The sequence below is a fragment of the Caballeronia udeis genome, assembly GCF_001544555.2.
Lineage (GTDB): Bacteria > Pseudomonadota > Gammaproteobacteria > Burkholderiales > Burkholderiaceae > Caballeronia > Caballeronia udeis.
Genome location: NZ_FCOK02000001.1, coordinates 172,278 through 194,572, shown reverse-complemented (window position 1 = coordinate 194,572; position 22,295 = coordinate 172,278). Strand labels below are relative to the sequence as shown.

Annotated in this window: 21 protein-coding genes; 12 read left to right on the top strand and 9 right to left on the bottom strand. The window is 59.9% G+C overall.

Annotation, left to right across the window (positions count from 1 at the left end; translation table 11 throughout):
- Positions 1-80: 80 nt before the first annotated feature.
- The 5 genes from AWB69_RS00955 to AWB69_RS00935 form a co-directional block, all read right to left on the bottom strand.
- On the bottom strand, positions 81-593 hold the full coding sequence (locus tag AWB69_RS00955; protein WP_062081104.1) for a cupin domain-containing protein: 513 nt from the start codon (positions 591-593) through the stop codon (positions 81-83).
- Between the two features lie 145 nt (positions 594-738).
- A complete protein-coding gene (gene fusA / locus AWB69_RS00950) occupies positions 739-2,844 on the bottom strand; it encodes an elongation factor G (RefSeq protein ID WP_062081102.1) in 2,106 nt (701 codons plus the stop codon).
- Between the two features lie 359 nt (positions 2,845-3,203).
- On the bottom strand, positions 3,204-3,758 hold the full coding sequence (locus tag AWB69_RS00945) for a DUF192 domain-containing protein (protein WP_062081336.1): 555 nt from the start codon (positions 3,756-3,758) through the stop codon (positions 3,204-3,206).
- A gap of 242 nt (positions 3,759-4,000) precedes the next feature.
- Complete coding sequence (locus AWB69_RS00940; protein WP_062081100.1) at positions 4,001-4,198, bottom strand: hypothetical protein; 198 nt, start codon at positions 4,196-4,198, stop codon at positions 4,001-4,003.
- A 331-nt stretch (positions 4,199-4,529) separates the two neighbouring features.
- Positions 4,530-5,108, bottom strand: coding sequence for a pseudouridine synthase (locus AWB69_RS00935; RefSeq protein ID WP_062081098.1), 579 nt, complete (start codon positions 5,106-5,108; stop codon positions 4,530-4,532).
- Between the two features lie 402 nt (positions 5,109-5,510).
- Between AWB69_RS00935 and icd the strand changes: the two genes are divergently transcribed.
- The 3 genes from icd to AWB69_RS00925 all read left to right on the top strand — a co-directional run bounded on the left by icd (position 5,511) and on the right by AWB69_RS00925 (position 7,621).
- Complete coding sequence (icd, locus tag AWB69_RS00930; protein WP_062081096.1) at positions 5,511-6,764, top strand: NADP-dependent isocitrate dehydrogenase; 1,254 nt, start codon at positions 5,511-5,513, stop codon at positions 6,762-6,764.
- Positions 6,765-6,966: 202 nt separating this feature from the next.
- Positions 6,967-7,221 (top strand): DUF4160 domain-containing protein, encoded by a 255-nt coding sequence (locus AWB69_RS50670; protein ID WP_075643845.1) that lies wholly within the window; start codon positions 6,967-6,969, stop codon positions 7,219-7,221.
- A complete protein-coding gene (locus AWB69_RS00925; RefSeq protein WP_062081094.1) occupies positions 7,205-7,621 on the top strand; it encodes a DUF2442 domain-containing protein in 417 nt (138 codons plus the stop codon). Before AWB69_RS50670 ends, AWB69_RS00925 begins: the two co-directional genes overlap by 17 nt.
- A gap of 375 nt (positions 7,622-7,996) precedes the next feature.
- On the opposite strand, the gene AWB69_RS00920 is transcribed toward AWB69_RS00925, so the two are convergent.
- Complete coding sequence (locus AWB69_RS00920; protein ID WP_035497884.1) at positions 7,997-8,203, bottom strand: cold-shock protein; 207 nt, start codon at positions 8,201-8,203, stop codon at positions 7,997-7,999.
- A gap of 640 nt (positions 8,204-8,843) precedes the next feature.
- Between AWB69_RS00920 and clpS the strand changes: the two genes are divergently transcribed.
- The 9 genes from clpS to AWB69_RS00875 all read left to right on the top strand — a co-directional run bounded on the left by clpS (position 8,844) and on the right by AWB69_RS00875 (position 19,560).
- Positions 8,844-9,158, top strand: a complete 315-nt coding sequence (gene clpS, locus AWB69_RS00915; protein ID WP_031359828.1) for an ATP-dependent Clp protease adapter ClpS — start codon at positions 8,844-8,846, stop codon at positions 9,156-9,158.
- Positions 9,155-11,455 (top strand): ATP-dependent Clp protease ATP-binding subunit ClpA, encoded by a 2,301-nt coding sequence (gene clpA, locus AWB69_RS00910; protein WP_062081092.1) that lies wholly within the window; start codon positions 9,155-9,157, stop codon positions 11,453-11,455. Before clpS ends, clpA begins: the two co-directional genes overlap by 4 nt.
- Positions 11,456-11,675: 220 nt before the next feature.
- On the top strand, positions 11,676-12,971 hold the full coding sequence (locus AWB69_RS00905) for an amino acid permease (protein WP_407923002.1): 1,296 nt from the start codon (positions 11,676-11,678) through the stop codon (positions 12,969-12,971).
- Between the two features lie 82 nt (positions 12,972-13,053).
- Positions 13,054-13,860, top strand: coding sequence for a DeoR/GlpR family DNA-binding transcription regulator (locus tag AWB69_RS00900; RefSeq protein WP_062081333.1), 807 nt, complete (start codon positions 13,054-13,056; stop codon positions 13,858-13,860).
- 27 nt (positions 13,861-13,887) lie between these two features.
- Positions 13,888-14,775: a substrate-binding domain-containing protein gene (locus AWB69_RS00895; RefSeq protein ID WP_062081088.1), complete on the top strand. Its 888-nt coding sequence runs from the start codon at positions 13,888-13,890 to the stop codon at positions 14,773-14,775.
- Positions 14,772-16,319 carry a sugar ABC transporter ATP-binding protein gene (locus AWB69_RS00890; protein WP_062081086.1) on the top strand — a complete coding sequence of 516 codons (1,548 nt, stop codon included), beginning with the start codon at positions 14,772-14,774 and terminating at the stop codon, positions 16,317-16,319. Before AWB69_RS00895 ends, AWB69_RS00890 begins: the two co-directional genes overlap by 4 nt.
- Complete coding sequence (locus AWB69_RS00885; protein WP_062081084.1) at positions 16,316-17,308, top strand: ABC transporter permease; 993 nt, start codon at positions 16,316-16,318, stop codon at positions 17,306-17,308. The genes AWB69_RS00890 and AWB69_RS00885 overlap by 4 nt, the downstream gene beginning before the upstream one ends.
- The gene (locus AWB69_RS00880) at positions 17,301-18,272 is read left to right on the top strand and encodes a tagatose kinase (protein WP_062081083.1); all 972 of its coding nucleotides are present in this window, start codon (positions 17,301-17,303) and stop codon (positions 18,270-18,272) included. Before AWB69_RS00885 ends, AWB69_RS00880 begins: the two co-directional genes overlap by 8 nt.
- 4 nt (positions 18,273-18,276) lie before the next feature.
- A complete protein-coding gene (locus AWB69_RS00875; protein WP_062081081.1) occupies positions 18,277-19,560 on the top strand; it encodes a D-tagatose-bisphosphate aldolase, class II, non-catalytic subunit in 1,284 nt (427 codons plus the stop codon).
- A gap of 21 nt (positions 19,561-19,581) precedes the next feature.
- On the opposite strand, the gene dut is transcribed toward AWB69_RS00875, so the two are convergent.
- From dut to coaBC, 3 genes are read right to left on the bottom strand one after another with little or no spacing between them, the layout of a single operon-like run.
- Positions 19,582-20,028, bottom strand: a complete 447-nt coding sequence (gene dut / locus AWB69_RS00870) for a dUTP diphosphatase (RefSeq protein ID WP_062081080.1) — start codon at positions 20,026-20,028, stop codon at positions 19,582-19,584.
- Positions 20,025-21,038 carry an LLM class flavin-dependent oxidoreductase gene (locus tag AWB69_RS00865; protein ID WP_062081078.1) on the bottom strand — a complete coding sequence of 338 codons (1,014 nt, stop codon included), beginning with the start codon at positions 21,036-21,038 and terminating at the stop codon, positions 20,025-20,027. Before AWB69_RS00865 ends, dut begins: the two co-directional genes overlap by 4 nt.
- 28 nt (positions 21,039-21,066) lie before the next feature.
- Entirely contained in the window at positions 21,067-22,284 is a 1,218-nt protein-coding gene (gene coaBC / locus AWB69_RS00860; protein ID WP_062081076.1) for a bifunctional phosphopantothenoylcysteine decarboxylase/phosphopantothenate--cysteine ligase CoaBC, read from the bottom strand.
- Positions 22,285-22,295 lie beyond the last annotated feature (11 nt).

The window sequence follows — 22,295 nt, the reverse complement described above, 5'->3', positions numbered from 1 at the left end:
CTTGCTGAAAGTGGGCGGACACGGCGTCGGGAGGGCGGTAGGAAATTCCGCGCCGTGGGGCTTGGGTCAGGCCGCTGCTTTCAATGCTGATGCGGATGTTTATGAATCGGATCGACCCAGAACACTTCCTCGGGCTCCTCCACCGCATCGATATTCAGATTCACCACCACCGCCTCGTTGTCGCTGCGCACGAGTACGCATTCCAGCGGTTCGTCGGTGCGCGCATTGATCTCCTGATGCGGCACGTACGGCGGCACGAAGATGAAATCACCCGGCCCGGCTTCAGCGGTAAATTCCAGGTGATTGCCCCACTTCATGCGCGCCTGTCCGCGCACGACGTAGATCACGCTTTCCAGCGCGCCATGATGATGCGCGCCGGTCTTGGCGTTCGGATGGATCGTGACCGTGCCCGCCCAGATCTTCTGCGCGCCGACGCGCGCCGCGTTGATCGCCGCCGCGCGATTCATGCCGGGCGTCTGCGCGGTGTTGGTATCGAGTTGATCGCCCTTGATCACCTTGACGCCGTTCTCGCGCCAGTCGGTGTGCTCATGGTCGTGCTCGTGCTCGTGTTCGTGTTGAGGGTCGTCGCTCATTGTCTTCGTCTCCGCCTATTCATGGAAAGTTGCAGTCAATCTACGCCACAATGGCGCTCGTAAAAAGCAAAAAGTCCGTTGCCGCCGGGAGGCAACAACGGACTTGATTCAATCGTCCAACCTGGCCTGGCGAGCCGGACAGCGTCTACTTGACCTTCGAATTCACGATGGCTTCCGCAACGTTGTTCGGTGTCTCTGCGTAGTGCTTGAACTCCATCGTGTACGTGGCGCGGCCCTGGGTGAGCGAGCGCAACGTGGTCGAGTAGCCGAACATTTCAGCCAGCGGCACCTCGGCGCGCACGATCTTGCCGCCGCCGCCCGCGATGTCCTCCATGCCCTGCACGATCCCGCGGCGTGAGGACAAATCGCCCATCACGTTGCCCATGAAATCCTCAGGCGTTTCGACTTCCACGGCCATCATCGGTTCGAGCAGCACCGGCTTGGCTTTCCTCATGCCGTCCTTGAACGCCATGGATCCAGCCATGCGGAACGCGTTTTCGTTCGAGTCCACGTCGTGGTACGAACCGAAGGTCAGCGTCACCTTCACGTCCACCACCGGATACCCTGCCAGCACGCCGGCTTTCAGCGTTTCCTGAATACCCTTGTCGACCGCCGGAATGTATTCGCGCGGCACGACACCGCCCTTGATGGCATCGACGAATTCGTAACCGCCGCCCGGCTTCTGCGGTTCAAGCTTCAGCACCACGTGACCGTATTGACCGCGCCCGCCCGACTGCTTGACGAACTTGCCTTCAATATCCTCGACCGGAATACGGATCGTCTCGCGATACGCCACCTGCGGCTTGCCGACCGTCGCTTCGACGCCGAACTCACGTCGCATCCGGTCCACCAGAATTTCGAGGTGCAACTCGCCCATGCCCGAAATAATCGTCTGGCCGGATTCCTCGTCGGTCTGCACGCGGAACGACGGATCTTCCTGCGCCAGCCGGTTCAACGCAATACCCATCTTTTCCTGGTCGGGTTTCGTCTTCGGCTCGACAGCCTGGGAGATCACCGGCTCCGGGAAGATCATGCGTTCGAGGATGATCGGATGAGCCGGATCGCAGAGCGTGTCACCGGTGGTCGCTTCCTTCAGGCCCACGGCCGCGGCAATATCGCCGGCGCGCACTTCCTTGATTTCCTGACGCTCGTTCGCGTGCATCTGGAGAATCCGACCAAGCCGCTCCTTCTTTTCCTTGATCGCGTTGTAGACCGTATCGCCGGAATTGACCACGCCCGAATACACCCGGAAGAAGATCAACTGGCCGACAAACGGGTCCGTCATGATCTTGAAGGCGAGCGCGGAGAACGGGTCTTCATCGGTCGGATGACGTTCCGCATGTTTGTCGTACTCGTCCACGCCCATGATCGCGGGCACGTCGGCCGGCGACGGCAGGTAGTCGATCACCGCATCGAGCATGGCCTGCACGCCCTTGTTCTTGAACGCGCTGCCGCAGAACATGGGGACGATCTCGCTCCTGAGCGTGCGCGCGCGGATGGCTGCCCTGATTTCGTCTTCGCTGATTGGTTCACCGCCGATGTACTTGTCCATCAGCGCTTCATTCGCGTCCGCTGCGGCCTCGATCATCTTCTCGCGCCATTCTTCGGCGGTGGCGAGCAGGTTCGCGGGGATTTCCTGGTATTCGAACAGCACGCCCTGGCTGGCTTCGTCCCAGATGATTGCCTTCATCTTGACCAGGTCGATCACACCCTGGAAGTGCTCTTCGGCACCCACGGGAATTTGCATGGGCACGGCGACGCCTTTCAGGCGCTCGCCGATCTGGCGTTGCACGCGGAAAAAGTCGGCGCCCACGCGGTCCATCTTGTTGACGAACGCAATGCGCGGCACTTTGTATTTGTTGGCCTGGCGCCAGACCGTTTCGGATTGCGGCTGAACGCCGCCGACCGAGTCATAGACCATGCAGGCGCCGTCGAGCACGCGCATGGAGCGTTCCACTTCGATGGTGAAGTCGACGTGTCCCGGGGTATCGATGATGTTGATCCGGTGTTCCGGATAATTCCCCGCCATGCCTTTCCAGAAGGCCGTGGTGGCGGCGGAGGTAATCGTGATGCCGCGCTCCTGCTCCTGCTCCATCCAGTCCATCGTGGCCGCGCCGTTGTGAACCTCACCAATTTTGTGATTCACACCGGTGTAGAAAAGAATGCGTTCGGTGGTGGTGGTCTTGCCGGCATCGATATGAGCGCTGATACCAATATTCCGATAGCGGTCGATGGGAGTCTTGCGGGGCACTTGAACCTCCTGTTGATTGGTTGGAGCCTGGTAGCCCGAACCGGGCGCAATGGCCCGGCCGGCAGCTCCGGAGCGAAGCTTTGTCGTGCTGGGTGGCCGCTTCGCTGGTTTATTAGGATAGCGCGTCGACAGGGTCTTTGCAGGATTCTTGCCAGCTCGCCGCAAAAGATGAATCTTTGATGACGCGCGGACCGTATTCCGCGCTTAGTCCCGCGTGGCGTCCTGTGCAGCGTATAAGCAAAACCAAGCAAAAAGCCGGCGCGCGCAAAAAGCGGGCGGCCGGCTTCGGACACGAACGGAACGGCTGGCGCCGGGTGAACGGGGGCGTGAGACGCTAACTATCCCGCTCGGGGCACGCGTTATTGCGGTGCAGGCAAGCCCTTGATCTGCATGCCCGGCTGAATCCCTTTCGACGCAAACCAGCCCTTGCTCATTTCCAGCGCGTACACGCCATTGTTGCGCGGGCAGTGGTTGTTTTCCGTCTCAGCCTGCATTTCGTCGATATCCGTGACCGTTCCGTCCGCGCGCATGAACGCGATCGACAGCGGGATCAGGGTGTTTTTCATCCAGAAACAATGCACGGCCGTTTCATTGAAGACGAACAGCATGCCTTCGTTGGGTTCGAGTTTCGTGCGATACATCAGGCCTTGTTCGCGATCGGCGTCGTTCGCTGCAACGGCGGCGTCGATCACATACATGCCCGCGGTAAGTTTGGTGTGCGGGAAGTCGGCGGGCTTCTTCGCACCCGGCGGCATTTGTCCCGGTTCTGCGGCGAGCGGTTGGGCGTGAGCTGTCAGCGGCGCGACTGCAATGAACGAGACGAGCGGAACGGCGAGTGCAACAAGTGCGCGGCGCACCAGGCGACGAAGATCAAACGATGAAACCGAACGGCGCGAGAGTCCTGAAAGACGCACGGCGAAACTCCTGATGAGATGAAGCCGGTTAGCTGAAGAATCGGTGAAGAACTGGCGCATGTTACTTGAGCGCGCGCACGCCGACAAAAAGCGCGTGGCGGATGCACCCTGCGCAAATAACCAGACTCACGCAGAGACCCAAAGAAAAAGGCAGAAACCGTTGCGGGTGTCTGCCTTTCAATGCCGCTTTCGCGGCAGCACTACTTGGTTGTAGCGTCGCGTTGCCGCGATCTATTACCAACTTACTCCGACGCGGCCGAAGCAGCAGCAGCCGAAGCCGCCTTCTTGTGCATAGCCTTCTTATGCGTCGTCGACTTCTTGTGCGACGCCTTGTGAGCGGTCGAAGCAGCTGCAGGAGCCGATGCTTCCGGGGCCGAAGCTTGTGCGAATGCAGCCGTTGCGAACAGGCCAGCGACGAGAGCAGCGATCAGTTTGTTCATGTTGTGAATCCTCAGCTTTAGTTTGATTTAACCTTGTGACCCGGTCGATGGAGTCATGTCGGTAAACGAGCCATCCACCTTTTGGTTGACAGGGGATCCGAACAAAACTTCGATCCCGCTGCGAGCGCTTGAACCTTACATAAAGCCTTCGCATACAGGCAGTGTGTTGGGGTTCTTCGCTAATGCCGGATGGCGGGTTTAAGGCATCTGCTGCGAATAACGCGGCATGCGGGGAGTCCGTTGACGTGTTTTTTTGCGATCGTGCAGTAGCGATCGTTTGGAAAACGAAATGAATTTGTAATGTTTGAATATCGAAGCGACTTGGCGCGTTTCAGACGATGCCGTTCCATGGCGCGCGTGGCGCCAGATTGATCGATGCACCCGGCTCTAATCCGAGCGTGAAGATATCGAGTGCGCCGATACCTACGCGCACGAGTCGCAGCGTCGGGTACCCGACTGCTGCGGTCATTCGACGCACCTGGCGATTACGACCCTCGGTGATCGACAGTTCGATCCAGGTGGTCGGAATAGCGGCGCGGTACCGGATGGGCGGGTTGCGCGGCCACAGTTGCTCTATCTGTTCCACCGGTTCCACCCGCTTCACACCGCATGGCCGCGTCACGAAATCCCCGAGGTCGACGCCCGCGGCCAGACGCTCGAGAGCGGCTGCATCGGGCGCGCCATCCACTTGTGCCCAATACCGTTTGACCAGCTTGTGATGCGGCTCGGCGATACGTGCCTGAAGCGCGCCGTCGTCAGTGAGCAGCAGCAGGCCTTCGCTGTCTGTGTCCAGGCGACCGGCCGGATAAACGCCGGGCGTCTTCACCCAAACGCCGAGCGAAGGGTGCTTTTCGTGCGGCGAAAATTGACAGATCGTGCCGAACGGTTTGTTAAGAGCAAGCAACGGCATGGTGGGAAAATCGACAGGAAAACGAGGTGGCGCCCAAGAGCCGCGCGGGAATCCGGCTATGGCGGATGGCGCGATATTAATGCATAATCCAAAACATCAAATCCTTAGTCTTATATAAGATATAAGACATTAATCGGGCGAATGCCGATCGCAGCCACGTCACCAGCGGGCCATGTCCGGATCGTGTCCACGGGCATCGTTTTGCTGCAATGCAACGAAGCGGGGGCCGGGCAGGCTCTCCACACGGTGGGCTAGAATAGCCTTCTGGTTGCCTTGGGCGCCGCGCGGGTATTGGCGCTGGCGGCCCTGGCCACCGTTCGCTCGTCCGCCTTTTCGCCGAATTTCCGAACGCATTCTGCGCATTTCTGTAGTTAGCTAGCCCAGCCATCTTTGGAGTCGACCATGCCGTATCAGCACATCAAGGTTCCGACGGGCGGTGACAAGATCACCGTTAATGCGGATTACTCGCTCAACGTTTCCGACCAGCCGATCATCCCTTTTATCGAAGGTGACGGGACGGGTGTGGACATCACGCCGGTGATGATCAAGGTCGTCGACGCAGCGGTGGAAAAAGCCTACGCAGGCAAGAAGAAGATCCACTGGATGGAAATCTTCGCGGGCGAGAAGGCCACCAAGGTCTATGGACCGGACGTGTGGCTGCCGGATGAAACGCTGGACGTGCTGAAGGAATATGTCGTCTCTATCAAAGGGCCGCTCACCACGCCGGTCGGCGGCGGCATCCGTTCGCTGAACGTCGCGCTGCGCCAGCAACTCGACCTCTACGTCTGCCTGCGCCCGGTGCAGTATTTCAAGGGCGTGCCTTCACCGGTGCGCGAGCCGGAAAAGGTCAACATGGTGATCTTCCGCGAGAACTCGGAAGACATCTACGCCGGCATCGAATGGGCGGCCGAGTCGGAAGAGGCGAAGAAGGTCATCAAGTTCCTGCGCGAAGAAATGGGCGTGACGAAGATCCGCTTCCCGGACACGTCGGGTATCGGGATCAAACCGGTGTCGCGTGAAGGCACGGAGCGCCTGGTTCGCAAGGCGATCCAGTACGCCATCGACCACAATCGCAACACCGTCACGCTCGTGCACAAGGGCAACATCATGAAATACACGGAAGGTGCGTTCCGTGATTTCGGCTATGCGCTGGCGCAGAAGGAGTTCGGTGCGGAACTCATCGACGGCGGCCCGTGGATGAAGATCAAGAGCCCGAAGGGCGGCGACATTGTGCTGAAGGACGTTATCGCAGATGCGTTCCTGCAGCAGATCCTGCTACGCCCGGCTGAGTACGACGTGATCGCGACGCTCAACCTGAACGGCGATTATGTGTCGGACGCGCTGGCGGCTCAGGTTGGCGGTATTGGCATTGCGCCGGGCGCGAACATGTCAGATTCGGTGGCCATGTTCGAAGCCACGCACGGCACCGCGCCGAAATATGCGGGCAAGGACTACGTGAATCCGGGTTCGGAAATCCTGTCGGCGGAAATGATGCTGCGCCACCTCGGCTGGACCGAAGCGGCCGACGTCATCATCAAGGCGATGGAAGCGTCGATTCTGAAAAAGCGCGTGACGTATGACTTCGCGCGTTTGATGGAAGGCGCGACGCAGGTTTCATGCTCGGGTTTCGGGCAGGTGCTGATCGAAAATATGTAAGTTCGTATCGCGTAACTTCACGAAGTCCCTGGAGCCCCGGCTGAGTTTGACTCGCCGGGGTTTTTTCTGTGCGCCCTGCATTGGCGCAATCTCGGCGGCGTAAGTCACTCTCGTGATTTGAGCACTGCGAACGAAGCGCAATTGCGTGGGGGCGACGCGCTTGGGATTTGATAAACCTATCTGTTAGGTTTATGATCTTCCCATGCCCGCTATCCTTACGCTGAACGGCCTCAAAGTAGTGATCTACCCGGCGGACCATAGGCCGGCACACGTTCATGTGCAAGGAGCAGGATTCGAGATTGTGTTTGATCTGAATTGCCCTGATGGCCCTCTTGATGTACGCAATATCAAAGGGAATGTTTCGAACGCTAGTATCCGCCGCGTGGCGAAACTGATTGTGCCGTCCTTATCCACCCTGTGCGGAGCCTGGAGAGATATTCATGGCAATTACAAATGAGTCCATCGCTGCGGCTCGAAAGGCGGGGGAGGCGATCGGCCCGTGCGCAGTCGCAGCGCGCTACCGTCGCTCCATCGCCAAAATAGAGGTCGATTTCGACAACGGCGTGACGCTGGCCGTCCCGGTTGCCCTGATCCAGGGCCTCGGCGGCGCGAGCGATGCGGACCTGAAAGTGATCGAGATTTCCCCGACGGGTTGGGGCTTGCATTTTCCTAAGCTCGATGTGGACTTGTACGCGCCTGCGCTGTTCGAGGGCATTTACGGTTCAAAGGTCTGGATGAAGCAGTTGGCGAGCCGCGCCGGTTCGGTCAGGTCGGACGCGAAGGCCGCGTCGTCCCGGGAAAATGGCAAGAAAGGTGGCCGCCCGCGCAAGGTTCGACCGGAACACGAGCACGTGTAACGGGTCCTCTCGGGGCCACGTTCAATTGTTTTCTGCTTTTGATTTTAGGCAGACGGCATTGGGAGAATTGACGCCTCACCAACAAATGACGCATTCGGTCCGCGCAAACGCCAGCAATCACCCACCCGTCAACCCAGCCCGCTTTCAGCAGACCTTTTCTTTCGACAAGTAAGCCGGACTCCTCGGCGGGCTCGCCGATGTTTCTCGCGCGGCGCTAAACAGCTTCAGCCGCGCCTCAATGAAAAACGGCCCGAGCGCGATGCGTTCGGACCGTTGAATCCCGCCGTTCCATTCAACCGCCGGATAGCCAAAACACTTATCTGAACGGCTTTACGGCACGCAGCCGGGTTTCGAGGACAGTGAGCTATCGAACGGTCAGGCAGATTCCTGGATGTTCGATGCCTGTTTGCCCTTGGGTCCCTGGACAATCTCAAAGCTGACCTTCTGGCCTTCCTTGAGTGTCTTGAAACCATTCATCTGTATCGCCGAGAAATGTGCAAACAGATCCTCGCCGCCTTCATCGGGCGTGATGAATCCGTAGCCTTTCGCGTCGTTGAACCATTTGACCGTACCAGTTGACATCACTTCCCCTCTTACTCTCGTCGCTACCACGAGCACGCTCGAAAAGCTTGGCGACCCACAATGTGAAACGCCCCCTCCTCACAAGCTCACCGCGGCCTTTCTTCACCTGAACCACGTCGGAAAAAAGTGCCAAATTGATTGTTTAATCTCTTAAATCAAGTGTCAAGAGAATTTTGAGATGGTGCCGAAGGCGTTGTAAAGAACTCATTTCAAGGGTTTTTCCCGCTTTGCGCGTATCCCGCCGCACAAGCACTCCATCTTGAAAAGTCGCATAATCGACGCACATGAGCAGTACAGGCAACAGGCGGCTGCCACCCATAGCCGCAGCGGGTTGCAGAAGTACGTCGCACGAGTGATTCGAACAACTCGGTCACTCAGTCAGCCGCAGAATCAGCCGCAGCGGCAGAGTGCCCAATTTGGCGCCCAAGGCCGGCCGCGTCCGCATGGACAATTCGTTTTTTTGAGAGCTGTGCGATACTGGATTCAACGATGTTTCAAGAGGGCTGGCCTGTGTCACAAAGGCTGGCGGAATTCAGCAAGCGACAGGTTGCGCGAAGTGTGCGGCGGCCCCGTTCGGTTCTCACGGCGAACGGAGTTTTGGCGAGATGGCGAGCCTGTCCGAGTTGTTTAGAATGGGCGTATGGCGATCAATCCCAACAAGCAGGATGGCACCGTACTGGAGCGGCAGGAGCAAAAGCTGAAACAGCCGTCCATGTACAAAGTGGTGCTGCTGAATGACGACTTCACGCCGATGGAATTCGTCGTGTTCGTCGTGCAGGAACATTTCAATAAAGATCGTGAGACTGCGACGCAAATCATGCTGAAGGTTCATCGCGAAGGCAGGGGAGTTTGTGGGGTCTATACGCGGGACATCGCGTCGACCAAAGTTGAGCAAGTCGTTAGCCACGCGAGGCAAGCGGGTCATCCGCTGCAGTGTGTGATGGAGGAAGCATGATTGCCCAGGAACTGGAAGTCAGTCTGCACATGGCGTTTATGGAAGCACGTCAGGCGCGGCACGAGTTCATTACGGTCGAGCATCTTTTACTGGCCTTGTTGGACAACCCGACCGCGGCTGAAGTGTTGCGCGCATGCGCAGCAAATATTGAAGATTTGCGTCAGAACCTGCGCAATTTCATTCACGACAACACCCCGACCGTGCCCGGCACGGACGACGTCGATACCCAGCCGACGCTTGGTTTTCAGCGCGTGATTCAGCGCGCGATCATGCACGTGCAATCGACATCGAATGGAAAGAAGGAAGTGACCGGCGCGAACGTGCTTGTCGCTATCTTCGGTGAAAAGGATTCACATGCCGTCTACTACCTGCAACAGCAGGGAGTGACGCGCCTGGACGTCGTCAATTTCATCTCGCATGGCATTGCGAAGACGAATACGGGCGACGCCGCGAAGGCCAGCAGCGACGCGAATCCCGAAGCGGAAGACGCGGCTGCGCAAAAGGAAACGCCGCTTGCGCAGTTCACGCAGAACCTGAACCAGCTCGCGAAGGACGGCAAGATCGATCCGCTGATTGGCCGCGAACTGGAAGTCGAGCGTGTGGTGCAGGTGCTGTGCCGTCGCAGAAAGAACAATCCGCTGCTGGTGGGTGAGGCCGGCGTCGGCAAAACCGCTATCGCGGAAGGGCTCGCCTGGCGCATTACGCGTGGCGAAGTGCCGGACATTCTTGCGGACGCCCAGGTGTATTCGCTGGATATGGGCGCCTTGCTGGCCGGTACTAAATACCGTGGCGATTTCGAGCAACGCCTCAAGACGGTGCTGAAGGAGTTGAAGGAACGCCCGCACGCGGTGTTGTTCATCGACGAAATTCACACGCTGATTGGCGCGGGCGCAGCTTCCGGCGGCACGCTGGATGCATCGAATCTGCTGAAGCCGGCGCTGTCGTCGGGTCAGTTGAAGTGCATCGGCGCGACCACGTTCACGGAATATCGCGGGATCTTCGAAAAAGACGCAGCGTTGTCGCGTCGTTTCCAGAAGGTCGACGTTGCCGAACCGACCGTCGAGCAGACCATCGCGATCCTGCGCGGTCTCAAGTCGCGGTTCGAAGAACACCACGGCGTGAAGTATTCGTCGGGTGCGCTGTCCGCGGCGGCTGAGTTGTCGGCACGCTTTATAACGGACCGGCATCTGCCCGACAAGGCTATCGACGTGATCGACGAGGCGGGCGCGGCGCAACGCATCCTGCCGAAATCGAAGCAGAAGAAGACTATTGGCAAGAACGAGATCGAAGAGATTATCTCGAAGATCGCGCGCGTGCCGGCGCAAAGCGTGTCAGTGGACGATCGCAGCAAGCTGCAGACGCTCGATCGCGACCTGAAGAGCGTGGTGTTTGGTCAGGATCAGGCTATTGATGCACTCGCTGCCGCTATCAAGATGGCGCGGGCGGGTCTCGGCAAGACGGACAAGCCAATTGGCGCGTTCCTGTTCTCGGGCCCAACGGGCGTCGGCAAGACGGAAGTGGCCAAGCAACTGGCGTTCACGCTGGGTATCGAATTGCTGCGCTTTGACATGTCCGAGTACATGGAGCGTCACGCGGTCAGCCGGCTCATTGGCGCGCCGCCGGGATATGTTGGATTCGATCAAGGCGGTTTGCTGACAGAAGCCGTCACGAAGAAGCCGCATTGCGTGCTGTTGCTCGACGAAATTGAAAAGGCGCATCCGGATATCTACAACGTGCTGCTGCAGGTGATGGACCACGGCACGCTGACCGACAACAACGGCCGCAAGGCGGATTTCCGCAATGTCATCATTATCATGACGACGAATGCGGGCGCCGAAGCCATGCAGAAGTCGGTGATTGGTTTCACGAATCGTCGGGAAACCGGCGACGAAATGGCCGATATCAAGCGGATGTTCACGCCTGAGTTCCGCAATCGTCTGGACCAGATCATCAGCTTCCGCTCGCTGGACGAAGAAATCATCATGCGGGTGGTCGACAAGTTCCTAATGCAACTGGAAGATCAGTTGCATGAGAAGAAGGTCGACGCGGTCTTCACCGACAGCTTGCGCGCGCATCTGGCGAAGCACGGTTTCGACCCGCTGATGGGCGCACGCCCCATGCAGCGCCTGATCCAGGACACGATCCGTCGTGCTCTGGCGGACGAACTGCTGTTCGGCAAGCTGATGTCGGGCGGACGTGTGACGGTGGATGTGGACGAGAACGACAAGGTGGCGCTCACGTTCGATGAAAGTCCGGTGCCGCGCAATCCGAATCCGGAAGCGGTCGAGGTCGAGTGACAGGGTAGTAGCAATGACCGAAGTCAGGTGACACACGCTTGAGGTGTGTCATGATCGGCGAGGCGGCGCGGGGAAGTTTCCCGCGCCGCCTCGCTTTTTTTGCGTCCGCGTTTGGTGCGGATAATGACTTCAAGAGGTTGATTTGAGCTTTAAACGGGGATCGTTCGAGACCATCGTCGAACGGGAGAAGGGGCTGCACCGGAGTTTGACCGCCGGACAGATGTCGATGATCGCTATCGGCGGGGCGATTGGAACGGGGCTTTTCTTAGGTAGCGGTTTCGCAATCGGTTTCGCTGGACCGAGCGTCCTGGTGAGTTACGCGATCGGCGCGCTGATCGCGTTGTTGCTGATGGGCGCGCTGGCGGAAATGACCGTCGCGCATCCGACCTCCGGGTCGTTCGGCGCGTACGCGGAGTTTTACATCGGGCCGCTGGCGGGATTTCTCGTCCGCTACGCGTACTGGTCGGCCGTCGTATTCGCGGTCGGTACCGAGGTCAGCGCAGTCGCGGTGTTCATGAAGTACTGGTTCGCGAACGTGCCGGGCTGGTATTGGATCGTTGGTTTTTCCGCCGGGCTGATTGGCGTGAACGCCGCGAGCGTCAAGGTGTATGGCGTGATCGAGTACGCGTTCTCGATGCTGAAGATCGTGGCGATTGTCGCGTTTATCTTGCTCGGCGCGGTGTTCGTGTATGGCGCGCCGGTGTCATCCGGCGTCGGGCTGAACAACTTCACGGCGCACGGCGGGTTCTTTCCCCACGGCCTGAAGGGCATGTGGTTCGCGGTCATTGTTTCCATCTTCAGTTACCTGAACATCGAGACAATCGCAGTCGCGGCCGGCGAAGCGCGCGACCCGCAACGTGCCGTGGCGCGAGCGTTTCGCTCGACCGTGTTCCGGCTGGTGCTCTTTTATCTGCTCACGCTGGCGTTGATGCTCGCAATCGTCCCCTGGACGCAGGCAAGCACCGACGAAAGTCCATTCGTCAAAGTGATGGCCGCGACGCACGTGCCGTTTGCTGCGGGCGTGATCAACTTCGTGGTGCTGGTCGCGGCGCTTTCCGCGATGAACAGCCAGCTCTACATCACCACGCGCATGATGTTCAGCCTGTCGCGGGCCGGTTACGCGCCGGCGCGCTTCGGGCGCCTGAGCGCGAATGGCGTGCCCACCGCCGCGCTGTCCTTGTCGACCGGTGGTATCGCCTTGGCCACCATCCTCACCGCGTTCTGGCCGGATATGGCGTTCGGCTTGATGATGTCGATCGCCATCTTCGGCGCGATGTTCGCGTGGCTGATGATCTTCGTCACGCACCTCTTTTTTCGCGCCCGCTATGACGGACCGGCGCCGTCCTTCCGGATGGTGCTGCATCCGCTTGGAAGCTTGGCCGGGGCGGGTTTGATGGCGGCAATCATGATCACGACCGCCTTCACGAACGAATTCCGCATGACGCTCGTCTACGGCCTCGCATTCATGGTCGTTCTCGTCTCCGCGTACGCGCTCTGGTACAGAAAGCGCGGGTAAACACCGACCACAAACTTCTTTGCATGACTTTCGTTTCGAAACTAAAATCTTTCGAAACGAAAGTGCAAAGGTGGTACTGCCTGTGTTGGCCAACAAGAACTCGCTTCATCGGCGTCTGCGTATCGTCGAACTTGTCCGCAAGCGCGGGGAGGTGTCGGTCGACGAGCTCGCTACGGCGTTCGACGTCTCCAGCGTCACGATCCGCTCGGACCTGAACTACCTGGAGCAGCAGCGCTACCTGATCCGGGCGTTCGGCAAGGCGCGGTACGTCGCCCAGCGGCCCGGCGAGAACCCGTTGGCAGGAGAGCCTTCGGGCGCGATGCGGCAGGCTGCGGACATGGCGATTGCGCGAATGGCCGCGGATTTCATCGATGACCATGCGTCGGCGTTCATTGGCGCGGGTCTGATCACGCATAAGCTGCTGCCGCTGCTCGCCGACCGCGCGAACCTCGCGCTGACGCTCAACGACATTTCGATGGTGCCGACCGTCCAGCGTTTCATGCGCTGCGAATTGCGTCTCACGGGTGGTTCGCTGGACGACAATTCCACCGTGCTGCTAGGGCCGGACGCCGAGCGCTCGCTGTTTGCGCTGTCGCTGGATCTGGTGGTGCTGGAGGCCAGCGGTATCGATCGTGAAGGCAATTTGCTGTGCGCCGATCCGCGTCTGGCAGGCGTGTACAAGGCCGCATTGAAGAACGCGAAGCGCAGCGTGGTCGTGGCCTACCAGCCCGCATTGCAAGGCGATGGAGAGGCCTTCTGCCGCGTCAGCCACCTGGGCGGACTGGTGCTCGATGACGCCATTGACCCGCCGACACTCGACCTGATTCTCAAGGCCGGACTGGACGTGCATCGGCGGGAAGAAGGAATTCTTGAGTTTCGTAGTCAGTAACCCTAAACAATAACTGGAGACAATCGCATGTTTCGTCGTTCACTTTTGGCTGTCCTCGTCACCACGTTCGCGGCAACGGCCGCTCACGCCGCGGATGTGAAGATTGGTGCGTCGCTGCTCACGCAACAACATCCGTTCTACGTTGAACTCGCCAACGCGATGAAGGCGGAGGCGGCAAAGGATCACGCGCAGATCGATATTGCGATCGCGAACCAGGACCTGAGCAAGCAGATTGCCGACGTCCAGGATTTCGTGACGAAAAAGGTCGATGTCATCGTGCTTTCGCCCGTGGATTCAAAAGGCGTGAAGGCTGCCGTGCTGACGGCGCAGCGCGCGGGGATTCCCGTGATCACCGTCGATATCAGCGCGCAAGGCGTTGAAGTCGCGTCGCACATTGCCACCGACAACTACGCGGGCGGCCTGCAAGCCGGTGCGCTGATGTGCAAGGTGTTGGGCGGCAAAGGCAAGGTCGGTGTGATTGACTATCCGACGGTTCAATCGGTGATTGACCGCGTGACGGGCTTCAAGAAGGCGCTGGAAGCATGTCCCGATGTGAAGATCGTCGCGGTGCAGCCGGGCATCACACGCGCCGACGCATTGAGCGCGGCGCAAAACATGTTACAGGCGAATCCTGATCTCGCGGGCATCTTCGGCTTTGGCGATGACGCTGCCATGGCCGCAGCGGTGGCGGGAAAATCGGCGGGGAATCACGTGAAAGTGATCGGTTTCGACGGCATGCCGGAAGCACGCGCAGCAGTCGACAAGAACCCGAACTTCGTCGGCGTGATCCGCCAGTACCCGGACAAGATGGGCGCGCTCGCCGTGGATACCGCCGTGAAGGTTGCAGAGAAACAGGCCGTGCCGAAGCTGCAACCGGTGACGCCGGGTCAGTACCTGAATGCTTCAGTGAAATGAATACGGTTTTAAAACCTCGCGACCCCGTGCCGCTCCTCGAGTTGCGCGGTATCGCGAAATCGTTTGGGCAGGTGGAGGCGATCAAGGACGTGTCGCTCTCCATCTTGCCGGGCCGCGTTCATACGCTGCTCGGCGAGAACGGCGCGGGCAAGTCCACGCTGATGAAGATTCTCGCGGGCGTTCACGCGCCCACGCGCGGCGAGATATTCCTGAACGGATCATTGGCCACGTTTGCGAATCCCGGCGAGTCGCAGAAGGCGGGTATCGCGATCATCTATCAGGAACTGAGCCTCGCGAAGAATTTGAGCGTGGCTGAAAACATGTTTGCCGGGCATGAACCGCGAAGGTTTGGCGTCGTCGATTTCAAGCGGTTGTATGTGCAAGCGCAGACGTTGCTTGACAGCCTGGGTATCGATATTGATGCCACCGCGCCCGTGTCGCGTCTCTCCATGGCGCAGCGTCAGCTCGTGGAAATTGGCAAGGCGCTGAGCCGCGATGCATCGCTCGTGATCATGGACGAACCGACGTCCTCGCTGAGTGACCGCGAAGCGGAGATCCTTTTTCATATCGTCACGAAGCTGACGGCGAAGGGCGCGGCGGTCGTCTATATCTCGCACCGGATGGACGAGATCATGCGCATCTCCGACGACATCTCGGTCATGCGAGACGGTCGTTACATCGCGACATTGCAAAAGGACGAAACCACCATTGCCACCTTGATCGCGATGATGGTCGGCCGGGAAATGAGCGATGTGTATCCACGCCGCGAGACGCACTATGTTCGTCCGCCGCAGCCGCTGCTCACGGTCAGTCATCTCACGCTTCCCGGTCAATTCGAAGACATCAGCTTCGAGATTCACGCAGGCGAAATCCTCGGTTTCTTCGGCTTGATCGGAGCGGGTCGTTCGGACGTGATGAAGGCGTTGTTCGGGATCGGGCGGCCAGGTGGCGAGATCACCATGAGCGGCAAGCGCCTTAAGTTGCGCAATCCGGCGCATGCCATCCGCGAGGGCATTGCGTTCGTCACGGAAGACCGCAAGCACGAAGGCCTCGTGCTGATGCATTCGATCGCCCACAACGTGACCATGGCGAGTTTCGAAGAACACGGTTCGCGCTTCGGCATCCTGAACCGCCGCTTCGAACGTGATGAAACCGCGAACGCGATCACGCGCATGAACATCCGTGCGTCCGGGCCGTTTCAGGCGGTCGGAAACCTGAGCGGCGGCAATCAGCAGAAAGTGGTGTTCTCGAAATGGCTGGCGTTGAAACCCAAGGTCCTGATCCTCGATGAACCCACGCGCGGCGTCGACGTAGGCGCGAAGTTCGAGATTTATCGCGTGATCCGCGAGCTGGCTGCGACCGGGACCGCGATCATTCTTGTCTCGTCGGAATTGCCGGAAGCGCTCGCCATGAGCGATCGCCTCGTCGTGATGCGCGAGAAACGCATCGTCCATGAATTTGATGCGCACGGTGAATTGCCGATCACGCAACCCATCACGCAGGAAGAAGTGATGTCGTACGCAACGGGAGCCAAAACAGCATGAACCCGACTCAACTCAGCGGCGCCGCGTCCACGCGCCGCTCTCACGCAAGCGGTGCGCTGCAGCGCGCGGTCCGGCACTACGGCGGGATCGTCGTCGGGCTGATCGTGCTGTGCGGCTTCTTCTGGGCACTGTCGCCCAACTTCATGTCGGTGAACAACCTCGTGAACGTGGTGATGCAGGTGTCCATCATCGCCATTCTCGGTTTTGGCATGACGTACGTGCTTTTGCTCGGCGATATCGACCTGTCGGTCGGCGCGACCATGGCCCTGGTCGGCACCGTCTGCGCGTTCGCACTGGAGCATGGCGCCTCGCCGCTCGCCGCCGTGCTCGCCTCCATGGCCACTGGGCTCGTCCTGGGGGCCGTGAACGGCTCGCTGTCCGCCTTGCTCACAATCCCGTCGTTTATTGTCACGGTCGCCACCATGGGCGTTTTTCGCGGCCTGGCCTACCTGACGTCGAACGGCGTACCCATTTCGATCGACGACGACCGCTTTGCTTTCCTCGGCAACGGCCTCGTGCTGGGCATTCCGCTGCCGATCTGGATTCTCGCCGTTTTGCTGCTGTTGAATCACTTCGTGCTCTCGCGTACCGTATTTGGACGCAAGGCGTATCTGGCGGGCGGAAATCGCGAGGCGGCGCTGTACTCAGGCATCGATGTAAACAGGCTGCGAATCATGATTTTCATGATTTCGGGTTTGCTCGCGAGTATTGGCGGCGTACTGATGACGTCGCGGCTCTATTCCGCGCAGCCGAATGCGGGAATTGGCTATGAGCTCGACGCCATCGCTGCCGCGGTTCTCGGTGGAACGAGTCTCTCGGGCGGCTACGGAACGATCACGGGGACGCTGATCGGCGCGTTGATTATCGGCGTCATCAACAACGGGATGAACCTGCTCAGCGTTCCGTATTTCTATCAACTCATCGTGAAAGGCATCGTGATCCTGGTCGCGGTGTGTATCGATGTTCAAACGAAGAAACGTCATGCCTAATCCAAATGCTGTTACCTCCAGGCCCGGCACCATCGTCGCGATGGGCGAGATCCTGGTCGAGATCATGGCCACGCGCGTAGGCCAGAGCTTTCGTGAACCGGGCACGCTCATTGGGCCGTTCGCGAGCGGCGCGCCGGCCATTTTCATCGATCAGGTCGCGAAGCTCGGCAGCCCATGCGCGATGATCGGCTGCGTGGGCGATGACGATTTTGGCGTGCTCAACGTCGAACGCTTGCGCGGTGACGGCGTGGATGTGTCGGGCATCGCGGTACTGAAAGACGCGACCACGGGCAGCGCGTTCGTCACGTATCGCGAGGATGGTGACCGTGATTTCATCTACAACATTACGAACAGCGCGTCGGCGCAGTTGTCGGTGGCGAACCTGCGTGAGGACCTGCTCGCGAAGTGCGGCAACTTCCATGTGATGGGGTCGTCGCTGTTCTCGTTCAGGATCATCGAGGCGATGAAGCAGGCCATTGAAACGGTGAAGACGCACGGCGGCACGGTGAGCTTCGATCCGAACATCCGCAAGGAAATGCTGCGGATTCCGGAGATGCGCGACGCGCTCGACTTTATCCTCGACTACACGGATGTCTTCCTGCCAAGCGGTCACGAAGTGACCCTGCTCGCCAGCGCGAAGTCGGAGCGGGGGGCAATTGATGAACTGCTGAAGCGCGGCGTAAAGGAAGTGATCGTGAAGCGAGGCGCGCAAGGTTGCAGTTACTTCGATGCCAACGGCGAGACGCATCGGCCCGCTTTCAAGGTGCAGGAACTCGATCCCACTGGCGCGGGCGATTGCTTCGGCGCAACGTATATCAGTTGCCGTGCGCAGGGCAAGGATGTGGACACCGCGTTGAAATATGCGTGCGCAAGCGGCGCGCGCGCGGTCGGCGTGAAAGGTCCGATGGAAGGCACGGCAACGTTCGCCGAGCTCGATACGTTCCTGCAATCAGCCAAGGAGTGACGCCATGAACTCTATCGTCTCGCGTCTGAGCAATGCACACCCGGCGTCGGCATGGCTTGCCGGGATCTATTCGATCTGCTCCGCGCACCCGTGGGTGCTGGAAGCGGCCATGCGGCAAGCGCTGGAAGACCAGACGCCGTTGTTGATCGAATCGACGTCGAATCAGGTCGATCAGTACGGCGGGTATACCGGCATGAAGCCCGCTGATTTTGTGGACTTCGTGCGAGGGATCGCTGAACGCGTCGGCTTCCCGCACGAGCACCTGATTCTCGGCGGCGATCACCTTGGGCCAAACGCGTGGCGCCATCTTCCCGCCGATGAGGCCATGCAACGTGCGGACGCGTTGATCGACGCGTATGCATCGGCGGGATTCACGAAGATTCACCTCGATACCAGCATGTCGTGCGCCGATGATCCCGAGCGTTTGTCGGATGCGGTGGTTGCTGCAAGGGCGGCGCGCCTGTGCGCGGTGGCGGAGGCCGCGGTGAAACGTGCGGGTCTCGGCGTGAGTCCTGTGTACGTGATCGGCACCGAAGTACCCGTGCCGGGCGGGGCGGCGGAAGAGCTGGATATCGTTGAACCGACATCGCGTGAAGCGGCGATTGAAACGGCTTTGGTCCACAGGCAAGCGTGGCAGGAATATGGCGTACAGGACACGTGGCCGCGTGTCATTGCGCTCGTTGTGCAACCCGGCGTGGAGTTCGATCACACGAAGGTGATCGACTATGCCCCGGCACGCGCCGAGTCGTTGAAGAGCGCCCTGGATGACCTGCATGGCATGGTCTTCGAAGCGCATTCCACTGACTACCAAACGCCGGAAGCGCTAAGCGCCTTGGTCCGTGATGGCTTTCGCATTCTCAAGGTCGGTCCCGGCGTGACGTTTGCATTGCGCGAGGCGTTGTACGCTTTGGCGGATATCGAAACGCAGTTGGTCGGTGGGCGTAAACGATCGAACCTGCGCGATGTCGTGGAACGCGTGATGGTGAGCAAACCCGGCTACTGGGAGAGGTATTATCACGGCGATGCAGAACAGCAACGCGTGTTACGCACCTATAGTTACAGCGATCGCGTGCGTTATTACTGGGCAGATCAGGAGATCGGCGCGGCGGCGCAAACGCTGCTGGACAACCTGAGCGCCTTGAAGATTCCGGAGAACCTGCTCAGCCAGTACTTGCCCGAGCAGTATTGGGCGGTGCGGCGCGGACAGTTGAAAAACGAGCCGCTCGCATTGGTGCAAGATCGCGTGCGGCAGGTCATTCGAATATACGCGGCGGCGTGCCGCGCATAAGGCTTTTAGCGGCCCAAACGCTCAGTGCTTGCCCGTGCTGCCGAAACCACCGGTGCCGCGCTCGCTCTGGGCGAAGTCATCGACAATATTGAACGTTGCCTGCACCACCGGCACGATCACCATTTGCGCGAGGCGTTCAAACGGGTTCAGCGTGAACGCGGTCGCGCCGCGATTCCACGTCGAGATCATCAACTGGCCCTGGTAATCCGAGTCGATCAAGCCAACCAGATTCCCCAGCACCACGCCATGCTTATGCCCAAGTCCTGAACGCGGAAGAATCACCGCTGCATAACCCGGATCTTCGATATGAATCGCCAGGCCCGTGGGCACCAGCACGGTCTGGCCGGGCTCGAGCGTAATGGCTTCGTCCAGGCACGCACGCAGGTCGAGTCCGGCGCTGCCGGGCGTGGCGTAGGCGGGCAGATAGTCGCGCATGCGCGCATCGAGGATCTTGATGTCGAGTTTCATGGGGTTTGTTTGTTGAGTTCGAATGCTTCGGCCAGCAGTTCATACGAGCGCATGCGCGCCGGGTAACTTCCCGCAACGGTCAACACGATCAGTTCGTCGGCGTCGAAACGTTGCTGGAGTTCATGCAATTGTTCAGTCACGCGTTCGGGCGTGCCAATGATGCTGCGACTTTTTTCCCGGGCAATAACGCTCAGTTCGCGTTCGCCGAATGCTTGCCCGGCGCCTTGCGCAATCGATGGAATCGGCATGTTGAGTCCGTACGCCATCTGCACGCGGCGCAGGTCGACCGCGCGTTCCAGCGCGGCGGCTTCCGCTTCGGTATCGGCGCAAATCACGAACACGGCCGCTGCGAGATAAGCTTTGGAGTCATTGCGCGACACAAACCGCTCGCGATACGCCTCCGCCACCCGGTGCCCGTACTGCGCGTTGATGAAATGCGCGAACGCGAAACGAATCCCGAGCTGCGCTGCGAGCAGGCCGCCGAAGTCGCTGGAACCGAGCATCCACAACTCGGGGCGCGTGGCAATTTCTGGCTGCAGCAACACGCCATGCGCGAGGTGATCCTCGGGCAGCGTGCCGTCGAACAGGCCGACAAGTTCGCCCACTTGCTGCGGGAAAATATCGCCGCGATTGTAGTCGCCTGCCGCCACCGCTTGCGCGGTACGCATGTCGCCGCCGGGTGCGCGCCCAACCCCCAGGTCCACGCGATTCGGAAACAGCGCTTCGAGCATCAGGAACTGTTCCGCAACCTTGAACGAGCTGTAGTAGGGCAGCATGACGCCGCCCGAGCCGATCCGGATTCGCTGCGTCATGCTGCCGATTCGCGCGAGCATGACTTCAGGACAGGGATTCGATACCCCGCGCAAACCGTGATGCTCGGCGCACCAGTAACGCGTGTAGCCGAGGTCATCGGCAAGTCGCGCGAGATCCAGCGTGGCCGCGATTGCGTCGGCGGTGCTGTGACCGTGAATGACCGGCGTTTGATCGAGTACGGAGAGTTTCGTCGTCATGGTCCGGACAATGGGCTAAAAGAGCAGGCTAAGACAGCAGGGAACCGCCACGCGGCGCCCGTTTCGCAATCTCGGCAATCAGCAACTTCGCGAGCAGCTTTTTATCGGCACGTGGCAGGCGCGTGATGCCCGACGCTTCGAACAGCACGACTTCGTTGTCGTCGAGACCGAAGGTCAGCGGTCCGAGATTGCCGATCAGCAGCGGCACGTTCTTGCGTGCGCGTTTCTCCTCGCCATGCACTTCGAGATCGCCGCTTTCCGCCGCGAAACCAACGCAATACGGCGGGTTCGGCAGATGTGCGACGGTCGCGAGGATGTCGGGATTTTCGACGAACGTGAAGCTTGGCATCGGCTGATTCGCGGTCTTCTTGATCTTGTGCTCGCTCAGGTGATCGACGCGCCAATCCGCGACTGCCGCCACCGCGATAAAGATGTCCGAGTCCGGCGTGGCGTGCAGCACCGCGTCGTGCATTTGCTGCGCGGTCTGCACGTCTTCGCGAACCACCCCCCAGGGCGTTTCCAGCGCGACTGGCCCGGCCACAAGATGTACGTCGGCACCGGCCTGAGCCGCCGCACGTGCGAGCGCGAAGCCCATCTTGCCGGACGAGCGGTTGGTAATGCCGCGTACGGGATCGAGCGGTTCGAAGGTCGGACCGGCCGTAATCAACACGCGATGTCCTTGCAGGATCTTCGGCTGGAAGAACGCGCAGATGGCTTCGTAGGTTGCCGAGGGTTCCAGCATCCGGCCATCGCCCACTTCACCGCACGCTTGCGCGCCGGAGTCGGGCCCAAGCACCTGCACGCCGTCGGCACGCAGTTGCGCGACGTTGCGTTGCGTCGCCGGGTTCTGCCACATCTGGCGGTTCATCGCGGGCACGACGAGCAGCGGACAATCGCGCGCCACGCACAGCGTGGAGAGCAGGTCGTCGCAATTGCCATGCGCGAGCTTGGCGATGAAGTCGGTGGAGGCGGGCGCGATCACGATTGCATCGGCTTCACGCGACAAATCGATATGCGCCATGTTGTTCGCAATCCGCGCATCCCATTGCGACGTGTACACGGGACGGCCCGACAACGCCTGCATGGTGACAGGCGTGATGAATTGCGTGGCGGCCTCGGTCATCACGATCTGCACGGTCGCGCCGGCTTTCACCAGCAGACGCGTGAGTTCGGCGATCTTGTAGCACGCGATACCGCCCGACAGCCCAAGTACGAGATGCTTTCCTGCGAGTTCTGCGTTGTCCAAACCTGGCCTCC